We start from the raw sequence: 15,460 nt of genomic DNA on the forward strand, positions 1-15,460 counted from the left end.
AAAGGCGCCAGGGTGAGAAGAGATTTTCGCATTTCGAGAGGCTATATGCCTTTGACACTTCGTCTCTTCTCCTCACCCCAGCTTATCTAATTTTTCGACTCTTGCCTTTATATGACAACTCCAAAAAGGTCTTTAAAAAACAATCTTTCTTGTCCACTGGTCAAGGTCCCCATTCTGTCATCTCGACCGTAAGGGAGAGATCTCGCCTTTATATGACAGGCCTTCTTCGGCGATGTTTTGCGCTCTGCATCATGCTTCCCTTGATTTAGAAATGAAATAAACCGCGTTTAACGCTTGGCGAAAAATATTTGTTAAACCCGTAAGTTGAACTCAACCGACAGGAACCTGTGAAAATGAGTCGCCTCTCTCCGCTCCCATCAATTCCCCTTGGTCGCTATCGTCACTATAAAGGAGGGGAATACGAGGTGTTGGGCGTTGCTCGGCATAGCGAGACGCTCGAGCCCCTGGTTCTCTATCGCCCACTCTACAACCAAACAGGTTTATGGGTTCGTCCATACGCGATGTTCTTTGAGCAAGTCGAAAGCAACGGTCAACTGCAATCCCGGTTTGCCCTTCTTGATGAATTGCCCAAGCCTTAGGCGGTTCACCAGAGATGGAGCGGCAAGTCGTTTCACATCTGAAAAAAATGACAACCGCACTCTTTGACGCCTGGACCGACAGGTATGACCGTTGGTTTGAAACCCCAACCGGGCGGCTTGTCAGAAAATATGAATCAGCTCTTGTGCTTGAGCTTCTGAACCCGCTCCCCGGTGATAGGATTCTGGATGTGGGATGCGGCACCGGCGTTTTCACCCAAGACCTCCTGGGCTGCGGAGCCAGAGTGACTGGCGTTGACCTGTCCGGCCCCATGCTCAAAAAGGCGATGGGCCGTACTGGTGCTGGTGGTTTCATTGGTCTGTGCGCCGACATGTGCGCGCTGCCTTTTCCCGACAACTGCTTTGATAAAGTTGTGTCCATGACTGCGATTGAGTTTGTCGCGGACGCTGGACGGGCAGTTGCCGAACTTGATCGAGTCGCCCGGAAGGGAGGCTGCGTTGTTGTCACCACCCTGAACAGTCTCAGTCCATGGGCGGAACAACGGAAGCAAAAAGCCCAAAACGGCCATGCCCTGTTTCAAAAGATATGTTTCAGGTCCCCGGACGATATGCGTTTGCTCGTTCCTGAAAAGAGTTTCATCAAAACAGCCATTCATTTTCAGAAAGATGCTCCTGTTGCAAACATCCCGGAAATAGAAAGAAACGGGATGGAAAATCAATGGGATACCGGCGCCTTCCTGGCGGTTCAATGGAAAAAGGCTTCGTGATGGCGGCCGACAGGGTATTCGTTTCCATTTCAAAAGTGCAACGCATTTGTTTGTCCCTGCGAGCGAAGGGGCAAATCGCAGGCAAGGGCCGAAATTTCTCGCTTTGGTCGAAATGACGCACCCGCCTCGGTGAGGTTTTGCTCTGGGCATCATGCTTCGCTTGATTGAGCAATGGAACGACATGTGGCGTTCTGTGCTCTAAGCCTCTCTCAAATCCGCATCCGAGGAGCGCTTGCTAAGAGATATGATGCACGCCACCCACAGCTTATTGCCCAGGATCGATGAACAACGGGTTATGCAATGCATGCAATGAATTTATTGCAAGTGTTCAGTCATTCGAGTGCGTTGGCCGCCAACAAGAAGCGGCTGCATTATTGCCCCCAATGTGGTGAACGCTTCATCCAAACAACGCTGCAGCAGTTTGAACGACAACGCTGCGAGCGATGCGATTTTGTTCATTACCTCAACCCGAATCCCGGCGTCACCGTCATCGTCAAATCTCCAGACGGGAAAGTGTTGATTGGCCTGAGAGCGGAAAATGCGCGATATGGCGGCAAATGGTGCTTGCCCGGAGGGTATGTGGAGTATGAGGAATCCTTTATTGCCACCGCGCATCGCGAGGTGCGGGAAGAAACCGGCCTGGCGCTACGAATCGAAGGCGTCGTCAATGTGGTCTCCAACCATCTGGATGATCAGCATCACACGATGGTTGTCGTGCTCATGGGGCAGGCGGCCGGGGGCAAACAACATCCTGGAGATGATTTGACGGCGTTGCAATGGATAGATCGTGATCTGCATCTTGGCGTCAACTATGCGTTTGAAGCCGACCAAAGGATACTGGATTGCTATTTTGCAGGAAATATTAAGATGTTGCCCATAGACGGCCGGGCAGAGAAGAGATGGCCCGCCCCTTGACAGCTCGGCTGTGCTTGAGCGCGCAACGGCACATTCCAAGCTCTTCGTGTGGCCTGATGCATGCGGGCCGGAAGATCCGTTGGCAACACCGCAACGCCGCCAACCCTTGCGTCGCCGCTGCTAAAGGCGATGCTTTGCCCGCCAGTTCAATAAAGCCATTGAAACGATGCTGACAACACAAACAACCCCGCCGTTTACCGCGGAAGCGCTCGACATACTGTTCGAGAAATCAAATTTCAAGTCATTCCAGAAGACCGGCTTCATGTCGCACTATTGGGCGCCGCTGGTTTCCGCCTGCACTGGAACTCGCCGCAACGAGATTTTTCATCTCATGCCGGACGACGTGCTGCAGCACTATGGGATATGGGTGGTGCAGATACGCGCCAACGGGTTGAAAGCGGCAACGACGGCGGCCAGGGCCGTTCCGATTCATCCGATGTTGAAAAGATTAGGTTTCCTCGATTTTGTCCAAGAGCGAAGACGAACGCATCCGACCGAGAGGCTTTTCTCAGAATACAAAGCCGGTCAAGAACACGCCGGGATGCTCTTTTCCAGATCGTTCACAAGTTGGGTGAAAACGACCGTGAGCCGCCTGCCAGACGACAAAAAACACCTGTTTGACGACGATTTTCATTTCCCTTCGCTGCGAGCCTTTTTCTCGGCGGCGGCGATCCGTTCCGGAATGAGCGAGGACACCTGGCGGAGGCTGCACGGCAGCAGCGACGGATTGCCAGCGGCGCTTGATCAAGACCAGGAGCGCCGCGCTCTTGAACGCGCTGACGCCGAGATGCAGCGAGTGGACATCGAAGCGTGTTTTCCTGCGCTTTACCCCTACGAAGAATTGATGGCGTGAACCGCCCCGTTCCCTTATCCCCCATGATTTTACAAAAAGTTGAACTCCTGGCGCCTGCCAAAAACCTCGCCTGCGGCATCGCCGCCATTAACCACGGCGCCGACGCCGTCTATATCGGCGGTCCGCTGTTCAGCGCCAGGGCCGCCGCAGCCAACAGTCTTACCGATATCGAACAACTGGCGGCTTATGCGCATCAGTTTCACGCCAAAACGTATGTTGCATTGAACACCCTCTTGAACGACGATGAGCTTGATCAGGCGGTGGAACTCTGCCGTCAATTGTATGAGATGGGCGTTGACGCCCTCATTATCCAGGATGTGGGGTTGCTGGAGGCCGACCTGCCGCCCATTCCGCTCCACAGTTCAACCCAGATGAACAACCGAACCTTGGAGAAGGTCAGGTTTCTCGAGCACGCGGGCTTCTCGCAGGTCGTTCTCGCCCGGGAACTCAGTCTTGCCCAGATACAAACAATCCGTTCCGGCACAACGGTTCCTCTTGAATTTTTTGTTCATGGGGCGCTGTGTGTTTCCTATAGCGGCCAGTGCTACATCAGCGAGGTCATGGCCGGGCGAAGCGCCAACAGGGGGCAGTGCGCCCAATTTTGCCGGCATAAGTTTGATCTTCTCGACAACAATGGCGTGATGCTGGAGAAAGGCCGATACTTGCTCAGTCTGAAGGATTTGGATCTGTCGGCTCAGTTGGGTGCGTTGATCGATGCGGGAATCCGCTCGTTTAAAATTGAAGGCCGCCTGAAAGACGAGAACTATGTCAAAAACGTGACCGCAACCTACCGGCTGGCCCTGGATAAAATTATCGATGCGCGGGACGACTTGGCCCGCGCATCGTCCGGAACCTGCCAATTCGGATTTGTCCCGGACCCTTCGAGGTCGTTTAGTCGCGGCGCGACCGATTACTTTCTCAATAAACGAAGAAATGTCGCAGGAGAACCCCGCACTCCTAAATCAATCGGTAAAAAAATAGGTTGGGTTGTTGCCGTGGACGCCAAATGTATCACGCTTGAAGGGGACGAAGACGTCCATAACGGCGACGGGCTTTGTTTCTTTAATCAGCGTAACGAACTGGTCGGCATGCGGGTGAACCGGGTTGAAGGGCATAAAATATTTCCCAAAGACGGGGCCGCGCAGTTGCACGTGCCGATTGGCGCTGAAATTTTTCGCAATGCCGACATTGTCTTCAATAAAACTCTCGAGCAAAGTCAGCTCTGTCGAACCATCTTGGTGAAAATGGTCCTGCGGGAAACTGAGGATGGTTTGCAGTTGCATATTGTTGACGAGGATGGAATTGCATCCACTGCCTCGATCGTTGTCAACAAAGAAAAAGCCGTAAAAGTTGGCATGATCGAACCCTTGGCCTTGCGGCAACTGAAGAAAAGCGGCGGCACGATTTTTTCGGCGGCTGATGTTTCCCTGGAATTGTCTGCTGATTTGTTTTTTCCTTCCGCTGTGTTCAATAATCTGCGCAGAAAGGCTTTTGCCGGACATGTGGAGATGAGGCGGCAATCGTTGGTTCGGGACGTCAGGAATCCAAGTTCCAATGAGTATCCTTGGCCGTATGCTGAAATTGATCACACTCTTAACGTCACCAACGAAAAAACGGCAGCGTTTTATTTGCGCCACGGAGTTCAGCGCATAGAGAAAAATGCTCTCCGCGTCAGCACGCAAAAAAACTGTGCCTTGATGACAACCAGGCATTGCATCAAGGCGCAGTTGGGCATGTGTGCAAAAATGAAAATGAAGCGCAACGCCCCCGCCGAACCGCTGACCATTGCCGACAATACCGGGGCCTATGTATTGGGTTTTGACTGCGAAAAGTGCGAGATGACCGTGACGAAAAAGGGAGAGCTGTAAAAGACCAATCAGCTCCACCGGGATTGGTGGATCCGGTCAATGCGTTTTAAGAGGCGTCAATCAGCAATGGCGCTTCTCAAGAGAGAGGCGTCGCTGGTTATTTTGCGCGAGCTTCGTAAGGCACTCGGCCTATCTCGCACCAGACGTTATCGCGTGCGACCAATCCATTGGAGCTGTCGCCCGTGAGCGCGATCGCCTCTTGGTCGGTTTCGGCGTATGCAACGCACCACTCGGTTCCGCTGCTGTCGTATATATGCCAATTTTCGCTGTATCGCTCCGTTTCGTCAGCGTTGCCATGGTCTGAGATAAATGGATACGCATTCAATTCTTTGTGATCGATTGCCTTTGCCTCGCCGTTATGCACCAGATAAAAATTTTTCATCATCAACCCCTTTGGTAATGAGGATAGGGAGTCTGTTTAGCTGTAGCTAATATAATTTGATAAACCGTGCACACAAGGGGGGCAAAGAATTTGTGTGAACACAAAGCCGCTTGGCCAAGCTGCCGTGCGAGGAGGGAACTCACCTCATCGTCTGGTCAACAAGCAAGCGGCCGGCCGCTTGCGCCCGGCTGATGGCGCGCTGCGATGGCGCGGCGTTCTGCTGTCCGGCTAGGCCGACAAAGATGGTTTTCACCGGTTGAGCGCCCAAGGTTGTGGCGATAAGCCGCAGCGCCGTGGGCGCGCCAGTGAAAATCCAGCCCATGTATGCCGGCATGGCCGCCGCCGTAATCAACACTGCTTTTTTGTCCCTGCTTGTGGAGCGCATTTTGGGGCCGTATTGCCCCCACGGCCAGTAGGCGAAGCAGGCAAGCCGCTCCATAAACCGGCGCGTCACTGCGGTGATGTTGAAGAAATTTACCGGCGCTCCCAGCACCAGCCCATCGCACCCTTTCCATTCGTTCAAGATGTCTCCCAACTCGTCGGAATGGATGCATTTTCCTGGTTCAGTGCCAGGGTTTTGCATGCACTGGCGACAGTTGACGCAGAATTCGATGTGCGCGTCCGCAAGGTATATTTTGTGGGTCGAAGCGCCCAAAGCCGCTGCGCTCGCCAGCGTTTCCGACACCAGGCGGTCTATGGTCCCGTTTTTTCGGTAGCTTCCGACAATTCCCAATATTTTCATAAGTTTTCACCTGCGCGTGAATCTTAGCCGCCAAGAATAGGGAAGAGCTGTTTCAGGCCATGGGCAATGAATTCCACGCCCATCGCGGCCATGATAAGGCCCATGAGTCGAGTAACGATGTTGATGCCGGTTTTACCGAGTATTCGGGCAATGGTGGGCGCCAGGCGGAATAAAAGGGCGGTCAAGCCGGCCAAAAGCACGATGCCGCCGAGCAGATAGAGATAATGCGCCACGGACGTATAGCGCTGGGCGTAGAGGATAACGGTGCTGATGGCGCCAGGGCCGGCCAGCAGCGGGGTGGCCAGCGGCACGACCCCGACGCTGTCGCGCTCGGCGGAATCAATTTCTTCCTCTTTTGTTTGTTTGACGTTGCTCATCTTGGCGTTCAGCATCGAGATCGCCATCAGCAGGATTAAAATGCCGCCGCCAACCCGGAATGAACCCACCGAGATTCCGAAGAAACGCAGAATGGCCTCGCCGCTGAACAGGACGACAAGCAGGATGATCCCCATGGACATGGAGGCTAATGACCCGTTTTTATTGCGGGTTGTCGTGTCCTGATTCGCAGTCAGGTTGATGAAAATCGGGATGGTGCCCACTGGGTTGATGATCGCCAGCAAGGCGACAAAAAATTTGAGGTATTCGCTGACGCTTCCTGTTTCCATAGGCGGACTCTCTTTGAACGTGTCGTTGTAGATTGGTGTGGTGCGGTTTTGTGCCCCGTGCCTCGGGGCTGTTTGCTCGTGCTGGATTGCAGAGTGCGCCCTTTGCCGTTGACACGGTTGTATTCATTCGCATTGTAGTTGAAATAAAAGCTTGGTCTGCCGCTTTGTCGGCTCGAATAACCACCATCAACGAGGGTACTCATGGGAATGAAAGAAGAGTTTGGCAACCTGCTTGAAAAATTAAAAACACAACGGGATGAAATATCGCTCAAGGCGCACCTCGCCTCGATGGACGCCAGGAAGGAATTGGAAGGGGCAGAGAAAAAATGGGATCAACTGAAAGAAAACGCCTCCAAAATTACCGACGACGCCATTGACACCTCGGAGGAGTATATCGCCAAGGCTAAAATCGTGGGCGAAGAACTCAAGGAAACGTACCAGCGTCTTTCCAAGCGTCTGTCCGAGTAAGGAAGAGGGGGCTTGCTTCGCTGCCCCGCAGTGCCTGTGACGGGCATTCTTGAAGCATGCGTTCAGCTCTGAAAGGCTTGGATGGGCTGTTTCTTGTTGCTGTCCGTCTCTGTCGGGCGCCAAGGATTGAGCGTTGCGTTGGATTGCTGGGCAGGGGGAGATCCTGCTCCTGAAATTAAAAAAAGCACTGGCTCCGTGGGGCCAGTGCTTTTTTTCATTCTAAATCAGTGATGGTTAATCAACCGGCCGCCAGAAGTGGCTCAGATCGTTCGGACAACGGCAAATGGTTGCGTCCGAGTTGCCTGAATTTCTGCCTCAGACTTTTTTCTTTGGTTGTTTTTCGAGCTTTTCCTGCTCCTTGTGCTTGACTTTGTCGGTGTGTTGTTTCTGAGTTTTTTCTTTAGATTTTTTCCCGCCTTTGTCGCCCATGGTCTCGCTCCTGTAAATAGTTGCTTTTTTGATTCCGCACAAACGTCCTGCGGAAGTAACCTCACGGCATTAAAGTCCTTTCATACGATAGGGTAAGATTGACGAAAAGAAAGGGGGGAGAATGAAAAATATGGGCGCTCATCAGGGGCGCCTCGCAATCTTGTCTTGACGCAGAAGGCATTACACCAGCCCGGGCCGCGCGCTGATTTCGTCTTCAATCTGATCTGGGTCAGGGGCATTAAATCGAATGATATTCTTCAGATGAAAAAGGCTTTCGGGGCTGATGCGCGTAAATTTTACACTGATCGATTGTCCGCTGCACCGGACCACTTCACCATGCACTTCCACCCCTAAACCGGTTGTTGCTTCCAGAGGAAGCCAGAATCGACAGGGCGCGCCCGCTTCCACCTCGAGATGAGTCTCTAAAGAGCATCCGCCCACGCTGAGATTGTCAACCTGGGAAAAGGAGTGGACAGTGTCGTTTACCGTCAATTCGGCCGGCATGTTGAATCTGATGCGGGTGAATCTTCTTTGTTCCATAATTGCCTCGTTTACGTCGTGGAGGGAACCGCAGGCCCGCCGCGACTAGGCTTGCTGTGGATGCTTCTTGCCTTCTTCGGGGGATAATGCAGGGGGCTCGGTCGCCTTTTACTCATCAAGCCGTTGAGTTATCAAGAGGCAGGCTTCTTGTCTGCAGATTGAGAGGCGCTTGCGGGGCGGTCGGTTGGAAAAAAAACCGCCAATCCGGTCGCCTAAGAGTCCAAGGAGGCCTTCATTTTTCCAACCAACCGGCGTTGGTTATTTAAACTTTGGGGCCACTTTACTGCGATTCTACGCCAGGTTCTCGGCTTCTTCAATAGCTCGTTTGAATCTCTCGGTTGTAAACTGCCGGCCACAGCCGGGGCATGATTTGCCAGGCTTTTTAAAAAAACTGGCGGCTTCGCTCATTTGTGTGCCGCACTTCGGACAGGTCACTTTGATGATTTTGTCTTCAAGCATAGCGCCTCCTTTGAGAAAATGGTGATTAATTGTACGATCTAAGCACAATAGTCACGGCTAATCAAATGAAAACAACACGCTGGGCCTTTGCTGATCATCAACGCCCCCAAAGGTTTCTCGGGCACGGGAAGGCCGCCCTCGCCTGAAAGCGTACTGCGGCTTGCATCGGGTCGCATTGAAAGCGCGGCCTATTTGCAAGTGCCAGTGACGATGTCCAGATCTCTCATCGCTACAAAGGGTTTCGCTGATCCTTTTATGTATTCTTCAACTTTTATGACGCGATATGCGTGCGTCCCGCTCTTGGAGGGGCCGAAATCGGCGACCGCAATAAAAGAATTTTCATCCGACCCTTTGTGAATAACAAGCGTGGATTTGGCCAAGGCTGTGTCCAGATCGCTTGACTTCCCGGTGATGGCCCCGGTTTCCCGCGAAATCGTGAACGATTGGCGTGGTATGCTTTTTCCCTTTTCATATTCGGGAGACGTTGCCAGCGCTCCGATCTCTTTGAGTTGATAAACTTGCGTGATTGCACATGTGTAATCTGTTGTGCCCGCGGAAACGGCGCCGCTGTGAAGCCAAGAGAAGAAGAGGGCGGTGAGAATAAATGGAATGGTGCGAATTGAAATCATGGCGGCGTTTCTCTGGATGATAGGTGGCGGTTGTCGTGAGGGGGGAGCTGGCGGGTATTCGCAGAAATATTTTCAAGTAAATTGAGCGAAAAAGAGGGGCGTCAACACTACCACGCACAAACCTGGAGGTGTTGACGCCACCTGATACGCTTTGTTAAAACTTGACGACAAAGGTCGCTTTGACGCCCTGGTCGTTGAGGTCGGACGAGAACTGCCCGTTGTATGCAACATTTATTGATGCGTTCTCGGTCAGATCATGGGCAATGCCAAATTCCCCGACAATCGCATTGCGGGCAATCGAGACGCCTTCGACGGCAAAGGCGTTGCCGCTTTCAAAAGCAACATCCCCGGTCGGAACGTTGTCGCCAAACCCATGACGCCAACCTAACGAACCATTGGGTTTGAGAAGCATCCCACCGATAGCGACCTGCTTTTCCGCACGGAATCCGAAGGTGCTGTAGACCATGTCTTGACTTGACGAGGCGACCTGCAGAGACGCCTCTCCGCCTTGTTCAGTAAAACTGTCGGTGTTTAAATTAACATAGGCCAAATTGAGAAACGGTGAGATCCGGCCAGTTTGAGTTGTGAAATTATAGCTTGCCTCTCCAAAAAATTGGGAAGCGTCTGCATCGTAATCAGCTTCGAGGTCGTCTCGAAAGCCACTGAACTGTACTGTCCGGTCGGTGTCGACTTGATGCCAACTGTACGCGGCGCCAGCCGTGAGATCCAGACCGCCAAGTTGTTTCAACGCATATGTTCCGAGATGATAGCCGTCTGCTGACCCAGAGGACAGGCGAGAGTCGACGTCAAAGTCAGTCTTGCTGTAACCAAAGGCAAAACCGGTCGTCCATGAAGAACCAAGCATGACGTCACATCCGGCAACGACGCCGCCAATGGAACGATCAAGCGAAACCGCATTGCCGTCTCCATCCCAATCTCCCCATGCCCCGAAAGGAGCGCCCCACACCGCATACTTTTCATTCTGCCCAGCCACCGCTTCTCGATTATTGCTTCTTGCTGTTGGGGTGACATGAGTGTGAGACAAAATAGCCTCCCGAACAAACCGGCTGTCATCCAAGAGCATGCTTTGGGTCGAGGCGTACACCTCGCCGGACAGTTGATCAAAAGCATCCCTAGCGTCATGCTCAGTCAACGGTAAAACGGCGCGGTACAAGGCCCCGGCAGTGCCTTGCGTCTCGACAACTCCAGCAACAGCAATCTGATTCTGGGTTTCCGCTATGCTTGTAAAATCCATATTGTTGCGCAACAAGGCCAAGTAGACGTTATTTGCGTCATAGCTCAAATTCACGTCAAGGAATGCGAAGGCGTCGCTGACGGCGCCAAATGTGCCGAAAACGCCATCGTCAGCGGTGATGAGGGTGTATGTAGTGTATGGATCATAGGTGGATCCGTCGTCTGTTCCATTTTCCGGCAGTATACTGATAGCTGATCCGCTATTTATGGTAACGGCCCCGTCGAAACGATCTTGTCGCTGTTGCCGTCTGCATCGACTTCCACTTCATAGGTTGAACCTGATGCGAAGGTCGCGTCTCCAGCCGTCATGACGCCAATTGAATTTCCCGGAGCCAAGACGCCTCCCGAACCAATTGAGATGGATCCGACCGTTCCAGATCCTTTCAACTCCCCTCCATAACTAACAAATACGTTTCCCCCGAGTGTTCCATTGATCGAAAGTACGCCGTTGAAAATGTTAGTGTTCCCCGTGAACTCTTCGCTTGCGCCCGTTAAGTACAGGTTGCCGGAATAGAGAGAGATTTCACCAGAACCATCGATCAAGGCACCAAGGGTATATGAGTCTGTAAAATTGAAAATCAGCTGACCATTGCCAGAACCAAAGTGAATTTGATCCGTGTCAAGTATTCCAGCGACTGTCGCAGTCTGATCCGCTGCAGCTCCAATAGTGAGAACACCCGACGAGCCTGCACTGTAGGCAATATCTATCTCGCCAGTGCTAATTTTGCCGCCGTTTGCCACTGTGAGCGTCCCACTGCCGTCTAGACCGACGACAAATTTTCCAACTGTATACCAGACGGACCCTGCGCCAGTTACCAGGGCGGAGCCAGATGATCCCACTTCGTTGCCAATGTATCCCCTGTTCCCTTCTGTCCGTCCGCCATCTGCGATGGTCAGCGTCCCGGTTCCAAACCGTCCGACATTGACGTCGCTGCTACTTGACCAGAGCGAGCCTGGTCCCGTGACGGTCAATGTCCCATTGGATCCGACGAGATCTCCCAAAAGGCCTTGAACATCACTCACCGTCGCCCCATCAGATATCGTAACCGTTCCAGTCGAACCGGTGTTGTGAGCCACCAAAAAATCGCCCGTGTTCACCCATGACGACCCCAAGCCTGTAATGGTTGCCGTCCCGTCAGCATTGGCTTCTGTGCCGACGTACCCATCGACATTCGTCAAGAAGCCTCCTGAAGAGATGGCCAAAACGCCGTCGCCTTCGTTCCCAACAAAAAAATGGCCGGTATTGATCCAACTGCTTCCCGCGCCGGTTATGCTCACCTCTCCACTGCCGGTTGCTAACCATCCGACAAGTCCGCCGGTGGATTGCACTTGTGCCCCGTTTGCAATGGTCAGAGTTCCGTTGCCATGTTTCCCAACCCCAATCCGGTCAGTTGATTGCCAAGTTGATCCCGTTCCCTGTATCGTAACAGCGCCCGTCGCCCCAACTGCATCGCCCAAACTCGCTCCGGCACTGTTGACCTGGCCCTGATTAAGAATATTCAAAGTTCCGTTGCCGCTCGTGCCTCCAGCGTCGGCCTGATCTCCACCGACAGCGAGGAATCCGCTTGACCAAATGGATCCAGCGCCAGTAACCGTTGCTGAACTTACCGAGTGCCGACCAATAACCGCGCCTACACTCGTTACCTCGCCTGCATCTTCAATGTGCAGTTCTGCCGTTCCATACGAACCGACGAATAACTGACCGGTGTTGGTCCAAAGACTGTCGGCTCCGGCGACAGTGACCGCACTTGTCAACCCATTGTAGGCGTTGCCGATCACGCCAATAGTATTAGAAACACGTCCGCCGTCGGTAATGTCTATAGTTCCCTGACCACCGCCGCCTATCGTCAAGGTTCCACTATTGATCCACGAAGAATCGCTTCCCGTTATCGTCGCCGTGCCGTCAGATCCCGTGCCGTCGCCCAATACGCCGATTTCGCTGGTTGCCTGACCGGAAGCAATAGTCAACGTCCCGGATCCGCCATAACCGACAAACAAATAATGCGTTGTAGAAAAATCTGAATTGCCGTTAAGAGTGACTGTTCCGTCGCCTCCCGCTGCCGTGCCTAAATAAGCCGTATCCGCGCTTGCAGAAGAATCGCCTGCAAGCGTCAATAGTCCTGTGCCGGCGTTGCCGATGTAAAGATATCCACTATTGCTCCAGTTACGGGAAGAAGAGATCGCGACATTCCCGGAAGAGCCGCTGTTGTTTCCCAACGTTGCAGTTGTTGACGTCAAATCATTTTCAATAGATAGTGCGCCAGCGTTAACCGTGCCAACGAACAGGTTGGCGACCGCGCCGGGCGAACTGGAAATTACCGCTGTGGGCCCGGCGTCAATTTGAGCGTTATCAGAGCCTGTCGGAGTATGGCCGTCCCACACCCAGTTTCCGTCCGTGTGCCAACTAGAATCCACCGAGCCCATCCAAGAGACGGAACCGGCAAAAGCGTTGTTGCAATAGGGGGATAAACACGAAGACGCAATAACGCCTATTGACAGAGCAAATTTATACAACCCTCTCACAGAGACAGCATTCCCTCTGCCGGCCAAGCATGACAGATGTTTCATTTGCAATAAATATAGCTGATATTGTTCTAGTATGTTCGGCAATTCCTGTTGATTGTCACCGCAAACCATTCCTCTCTTCATTGTCGACAAAATGACACCTCCCTCTTTCCATATATTCTTTCAGGGCGTTCCCCTGCCTCGACAGTTCATTATTAAGACAGGAACCCGAGGGGGTGAAAGCAAAATATGACAATAATTCAAAATTTATTCCCCGATCAACATTTATTGCCTGCTCGTCCCCAGTTCGTCGAGCGATCTAATCTTTCCGGTTCATATTCACAATCAGTTGCATCCAGGCCTCGGCAATGTCCTGAGGCGTTCATCATCGCCATCATTGCGTCGGCGAGGGGTTGCTTACCGACCGTGGCCACGATGTAATCCCAGCCCTTGCCGGCAGTTCCTGCCAGTTCTCCGGTTGTCCGCCACCGCAGGCGCAAAGAGGCAATTTGGATCTTTTTGAAATGCGGTTCATCAGGAGAGCTCCTTTTCATGGCGTGTATTTTGATCCACAAAATGCTTCCGTGCGCGGACTTTCGGCGGCTACCGAGCAATGACAAGATTTTCATGTCCAGCGTCTGGATTTCCCCGAGCAGTGTAAGGTCAAAATGAACGTTAAAAATTATACATTTTATAATGTTTATAGTATGGACATTTGTTTTATATTGGTATCAAGTTTAATTCAGAATTTGAGGTATTCATTTTGCACTGAAGAAAATTTGAGAAAATGAGGCTAGGGAATGGCAAGAACGATAGGCTATTTGAGAGTGTCAACGGCTGAACAGGATTTAGAGAAAAACAAGGCTGACATCGCATTGCTTGCCAATGAAAAGAACCTTGGCCGGGTGGAATGGGTAGAGGAAAAAATCAGTGGTGTTAAAGATTGGAAGAAAAGAAAGTTTGGTGAAGTATTTGGAACTTTGAAAAAAGGGGATGCGGTTATTGTCTCTGAGCTTTCGAGGCTGGGGCGATCCACCCTGCAGATTCTTGAAATCATGCAATTGGCGAAAGAGAAAGGCGTTGCCGTGCATGCCGTCAAGGGCGGGTGGTCTTTGAATGGATCAATGGAGAGTAAAATCGTGCTGACCATGCTTGCCATGATTGCCGAGATCGAAAGGGACTTGATATCAGAGAGGACGAAAGAGGGCTTGAGGGCAAGAAAAGCCGCCGGGGCAGTGCTTGGCAGACCCAAGGGGCCAGGGAAGAGTAAATTGGATCAGCACAAGGAGGAAATCCTCGCACTGCTGAAAAATGGATCAACCAAGACCTTTGTGGCTAAAAAATACGAAACATCATTGCCAAACCTATATAATTGGTTGAAAATGAAGGAAAAATAAAACAATCGAAACCATAGTAATTTAATGGATTGGACTGGGAACCTTTCTGCATATTAAATCCTGTTCGATGAACAGCAATAGTTAATACTTTAATGGAAGAGACGGGTCAGCTGTCTATCTCAAGGAGTTCAAAAGTGATTCCAGAATGGTGTCTGAATATATTACTAGCTGTTCTTGGTCTTTCAGGGGGAGGTGCGCTTTATTTTTTATCGAAAAATCAACACCATCAAGCCCTTTGGACCGCTTTTATTTCATTCGTCCTGCTTGGGCTTATCATTGTTTTTTACGTGAGGAACAATCTCATTCTCAAAGAGGATTCTGAATCCCTGAAACCCAAACTGACAGTCAGAATTAGTCTCCAAGATTTCCCGGACCTATCTAGAAGCGAATACAAATACCCTTTCCAGGAATACAGGCTGCAAATATTGAATAAAAATCGAAACTCTGCCCCCGTAGAAAACTTGAATTTGGAGATTCAATTTCCGTATGTCATCACTCAACTCCGTGGGAAAACTGGATTTTACAGCGGAGGTTCTGTACAGGCAGGAAGTGTAAAAAGTTGGATTTCAGAAAATGGTAAAGTTACAAGGACCGAAGGAGGAAATTTTAATTCTCTAACTGGCAAAGCCATCGACTTTTCGATTTTCCAATGGGAACAAAATGGTAAACCCGTCAATTCACACATAGCTTTGTTTTCCTGCGACAAACTTTCTCCCGATACATTTTTCGAGGGCAGTATTGTGGTGGACCTTTCTGAGAAGCCAAAGGGCGTTATAAAAACACCAGATGAACTTGGAATATACCTAGGAAAATACGAGTTCACAATTATGGGGAAAAAATTCCCTGTTGTCCCATTAGATGGCGAAATACCAAAGCCAAACATTGATTTAAAACTTGCTGAAAATTATTATCCTGGTTCAGTGAAAAAACATCTATAAAATCAACGTAAAATTAAAATCAACATATTGAAATTTCAGTAAAAATATTGCAATATCCGCCTGTCCTGAAAACTCACTTGGCAGGTGAAAAT

Annotated in this window: 18 protein-coding genes; 8 read left to right on the forward strand and 10 right to left on the reverse strand. The window is 51.2% G+C overall.

Annotated features, from left to right (window positions below):
- The first annotated feature begins 353 nt into the window (after nucleotides 1-353).
- From RCH93_RS06930 to RCH93_RS06945, 4 genes are all read left to right on the forward strand, one after another.
- Nucleotides 354-599, forward strand: coding sequence for a DUF1653 domain-containing protein (locus tag RCH93_RS06930; RefSeq protein ID WP_306547598.1), 246 nt, complete (start codon nucleotides 354-356; stop codon nucleotides 597-599).
- Between the two features lie 14 nt (nucleotides 600-613).
- The gene (locus tag RCH93_RS06935; RefSeq protein WP_306547599.1) at nucleotides 614-1,324 is read left to right on the forward strand and encodes a class I SAM-dependent methyltransferase; all 711 of its coding nucleotides are present in this window, start codon (nucleotides 614-616) and stop codon (nucleotides 1,322-1,324) included.
- A 309-nt stretch (nucleotides 1,325-1,633) separates the two neighbouring features.
- Nucleotides 1,634-2,239, forward strand: coding sequence for an NUDIX hydrolase (locus RCH93_RS06940; RefSeq protein WP_306547600.1), 606 nt, complete (start codon nucleotides 1,634-1,636; stop codon nucleotides 2,237-2,239).
- Nucleotides 2,240-2,405: 166 nt separating this feature from the next.
- The gene (locus tag RCH93_RS06945; RefSeq protein ID WP_306547601.1) at nucleotides 2,406-3,092 is read left to right on the forward strand and encodes a hypothetical protein; all 687 of its coding nucleotides are present in this window, start codon (nucleotides 2,406-2,408) and stop codon (nucleotides 3,090-3,092) included.
- A 29-nt stretch (nucleotides 3,093-3,121) separates the two neighbouring features.
- Here RCH93_RS06945 and RCH93_RS06950 read toward each other — a convergent pair whose 3' ends face one another.
- Nucleotides 3,122-3,451: a hypothetical protein gene (locus tag RCH93_RS06950; protein ID WP_306547617.1), complete on the reverse strand. Its 330-nt coding sequence runs from the start codon at nucleotides 3,449-3,451 to the stop codon at nucleotides 3,122-3,124.
- Here RCH93_RS06950 and RCH93_RS06955 point away from each other — a divergent pair.
- Complete coding sequence (locus RCH93_RS06955; protein WP_306547614.1) at nucleotides 3,380-4,960, forward strand: U32 family peptidase; 1,581 nt, start codon at nucleotides 3,380-3,382, stop codon at nucleotides 4,958-4,960. The genes RCH93_RS06950 and RCH93_RS06955 overlap by 72 nt on opposite strands.
- Before the next feature lie 97 nt (nucleotides 4,961-5,057).
- Here the strand turns inward: RCH93_RS06955 and RCH93_RS06960 are convergent, their stop codons facing one another.
- From RCH93_RS06960 to RCH93_RS06970, 3 genes are all read right to left on the reverse strand, one after another.
- Nucleotides 5,058-5,345 carry a hypothetical protein gene (locus RCH93_RS06960; protein ID WP_306547603.1) on the reverse strand — a complete coding sequence of 96 codons (288 nt, stop codon included), beginning with the start codon at nucleotides 5,343-5,345 and terminating at the stop codon, nucleotides 5,058-5,060.
- Nucleotides 5,346-5,481: 136 nt separating this feature from the next.
- Nucleotides 5,482-6,084, reverse strand: coding sequence for a flavodoxin family protein (locus tag RCH93_RS06965; RefSeq protein WP_306547605.1), 603 nt, complete (start codon nucleotides 6,082-6,084; stop codon nucleotides 5,482-5,484).
- A 23-nt stretch (nucleotides 6,085-6,107) separates the two neighbouring features.
- A complete protein-coding gene (locus tag RCH93_RS06970) occupies nucleotides 6,108-6,749 on the reverse strand; it encodes a YchE family NAAT transporter (RefSeq protein WP_306547606.1) in 642 nt (213 codons plus the stop codon).
- Nucleotides 6,750-6,950: 201 nt separating this feature from the next.
- Here RCH93_RS06970 and RCH93_RS06975 point away from each other — a divergent pair, with 201 nt between their 5' ends.
- Nucleotides 6,951-7,217: a hypothetical protein gene (locus RCH93_RS06975; protein ID WP_306547607.1), complete on the forward strand. Its 267-nt coding sequence runs from the start codon at nucleotides 6,951-6,953 to the stop codon at nucleotides 7,215-7,217.
- A gap of 609 nt (nucleotides 7,218-7,826) precedes the next feature.
- On the opposite strand, the gene RCH93_RS06980 is transcribed toward RCH93_RS06975, so the two are convergent.
- The 6 genes from RCH93_RS06980 to RCH93_RS07005 form a co-directional block, all read right to left on the reverse strand.
- Nucleotides 7,827-8,186: a PilZ domain-containing protein gene (locus RCH93_RS06980; protein WP_306547608.1), complete on the reverse strand. Its 360-nt coding sequence runs from the start codon at nucleotides 8,184-8,186 to the stop codon at nucleotides 7,827-7,829.
- 291 nt (nucleotides 8,187-8,477) lie between these two features.
- The gene (locus RCH93_RS06985) at nucleotides 8,478-8,645 is read right to left on the reverse strand and encodes a hypothetical protein (protein ID WP_306547609.1); all 168 of its coding nucleotides are present in this window, start codon (nucleotides 8,643-8,645) and stop codon (nucleotides 8,478-8,480) included.
- Between the two features lie 188 nt (nucleotides 8,646-8,833).
- Nucleotides 8,834-9,274 (reverse strand): hypothetical protein, encoded by a 441-nt coding sequence (locus RCH93_RS06990; RefSeq protein WP_306547610.1) that lies wholly within the window; start codon nucleotides 9,272-9,274, stop codon nucleotides 8,834-8,836.
- A gap of 154 nt (nucleotides 9,275-9,428) precedes the next feature.
- Nucleotides 9,429-10,736, reverse strand: a complete 1,308-nt coding sequence (locus tag RCH93_RS06995) for an autotransporter domain-containing protein (RefSeq protein WP_306547615.1) — start codon at nucleotides 10,734-10,736, stop codon at nucleotides 9,429-9,431.
- The gene (locus RCH93_RS07000) at nucleotides 10,733-13,177 is read right to left on the reverse strand and encodes a hypothetical protein (RefSeq protein WP_306547616.1); all 2,445 of its coding nucleotides are present in this window, start codon (nucleotides 13,175-13,177) and stop codon (nucleotides 10,733-10,735) included. The genes RCH93_RS06995 and RCH93_RS07000 overlap by 4 nt, the downstream gene beginning before the upstream one ends.
- 134 nt (nucleotides 13,178-13,311) lie before the next feature.
- Nucleotides 13,312-13,662 (reverse strand): hypothetical protein, encoded by a 351-nt coding sequence (locus tag RCH93_RS07005; protein WP_306547611.1) that lies wholly within the window; start codon nucleotides 13,660-13,662, stop codon nucleotides 13,312-13,314.
- Between the two features lie 171 nt (nucleotides 13,663-13,833).
- On the opposite strand from RCH93_RS07005, the gene RCH93_RS07010 reads away from it, so the two are divergent.
- Nucleotides 13,834-14,430 carry a recombinase family protein gene (locus RCH93_RS07010; RefSeq protein ID WP_306547612.1) on the forward strand — a complete coding sequence of 199 codons (597 nt, stop codon included), beginning with the start codon at nucleotides 13,834-13,836 and terminating at the stop codon, nucleotides 14,428-14,430.
- A 134-nt stretch (nucleotides 14,431-14,564) separates the two neighbouring features.
- Nucleotides 14,565-15,368 (forward strand): hypothetical protein, encoded by an 804-nt coding sequence (locus RCH93_RS07015; protein WP_306547613.1) that lies wholly within the window; start codon nucleotides 14,565-14,567, stop codon nucleotides 15,366-15,368.
- The last annotated feature ends 92 nt before the right edge of the window (nucleotides 15,369-15,460 follow it).

Origin of the sequence: Desulfobulbus sp. (genome assembly GCF_030824455.1) — a bacterium.
In the GTDB taxonomy this organism is placed as follows: domain Bacteria; phylum Desulfobacterota; class Desulfobulbia; order Desulfobulbales; family Desulfobulbaceae; genus Desulfobulbus.

What these genes read in the sequence shown, in the direction of transcription:
- RCH93_RS06930 (WP_306547598.1), top strand. Translation starts at nt 354, where the DNA reads ATGAGTCGCCTCTCTCCGCTCCCATCAATTCCCCTTGGTCGCTATCGT.
- RCH93_RS06935 (WP_306547599.1), top strand. Translation starts at nt 614, where the DNA reads ATGGAGCGGCAAGTCGTTTCACATCTGAAAAAAATGACAACCGCACTC.
- RCH93_RS06940 (WP_306547600.1), top strand. Translation starts at nt 1,634, where the DNA reads ATGAATTTATTGCAAGTGTTCAGTCATTCGAGTGCGTTGGCCGCCAAC.
- RCH93_RS06945 (WP_306547601.1), top strand. Translation starts at nt 2,406, where the DNA reads ATGCTGACAACACAAACAACCCCGCCGTTTACCGCGGAAGCGCTCGAC.
- RCH93_RS06955 (WP_306547614.1), top strand. Translation starts at nt 3,380, where the DNA reads ATGGGCGTTGACGCCCTCATTATCCAGGATGTGGGGTTGCTGGAGGCC.
- RCH93_RS06960 (WP_306547603.1), bottom strand. Translation starts at nt 5,345, where the DNA reads ATGATGAAAAATTTTTATCTGGTGCATAACGGCGAGGCAAAGGCAATC.
- RCH93_RS06965 (WP_306547605.1), bottom strand. Translation starts at nt 6,084, where the DNA reads ATGAAAATATTGGGAATTGTCGGAAGCTACCGAAAAAACGGGACCATA.
- RCH93_RS06970 (WP_306547606.1), bottom strand. Translation starts at nt 6,749, where the DNA reads ATGGAAACAGGAAGCGTCAGCGAATACCTCAAATTTTTTGTCGCCTTG.
- RCH93_RS06975 (WP_306547607.1), top strand. Translation starts at nt 6,951, where the DNA reads ATGGGAATGAAAGAAGAGTTTGGCAACCTGCTTGAAAAATTAAAAACA.
- RCH93_RS06980 (WP_306547608.1), bottom strand. Translation starts at nt 8,186, where the DNA reads ATGGAACAAAGAAGATTCACCCGCATCAGATTCAACATGCCGGCCGAA.
- RCH93_RS06985 (WP_306547609.1), bottom strand. Translation starts at nt 8,645, where the DNA reads ATGCTTGAAGACAAAATCATCAAAGTGACCTGTCCGAAGTGCGGCACA.
- RCH93_RS06990 (WP_306547610.1), bottom strand. Translation starts at nt 9,274, where the DNA reads ATGATTTCAATTCGCACCATTCCATTTATTCTCACCGCCCTCTTCTTC.
- RCH93_RS07000 (WP_306547616.1), bottom strand. Translation starts at nt 13,177, where the DNA reads ATGAAGAGAGGAATGGTTTGCGGTGACAATCAACAGGAATTGCCGAAC.
- RCH93_RS07005 (WP_306547611.1), bottom strand. Translation starts at nt 13,662, where the DNA reads ATGAAAATCTTGTCATTGCTCGGTAGCCGCCGAAAGTCCGCGCACGGA.
- RCH93_RS07010 (WP_306547612.1), top strand. Translation starts at nt 13,834, where the DNA reads ATGGCAAGAACGATAGGCTATTTGAGAGTGTCAACGGCTGAACAGGAT.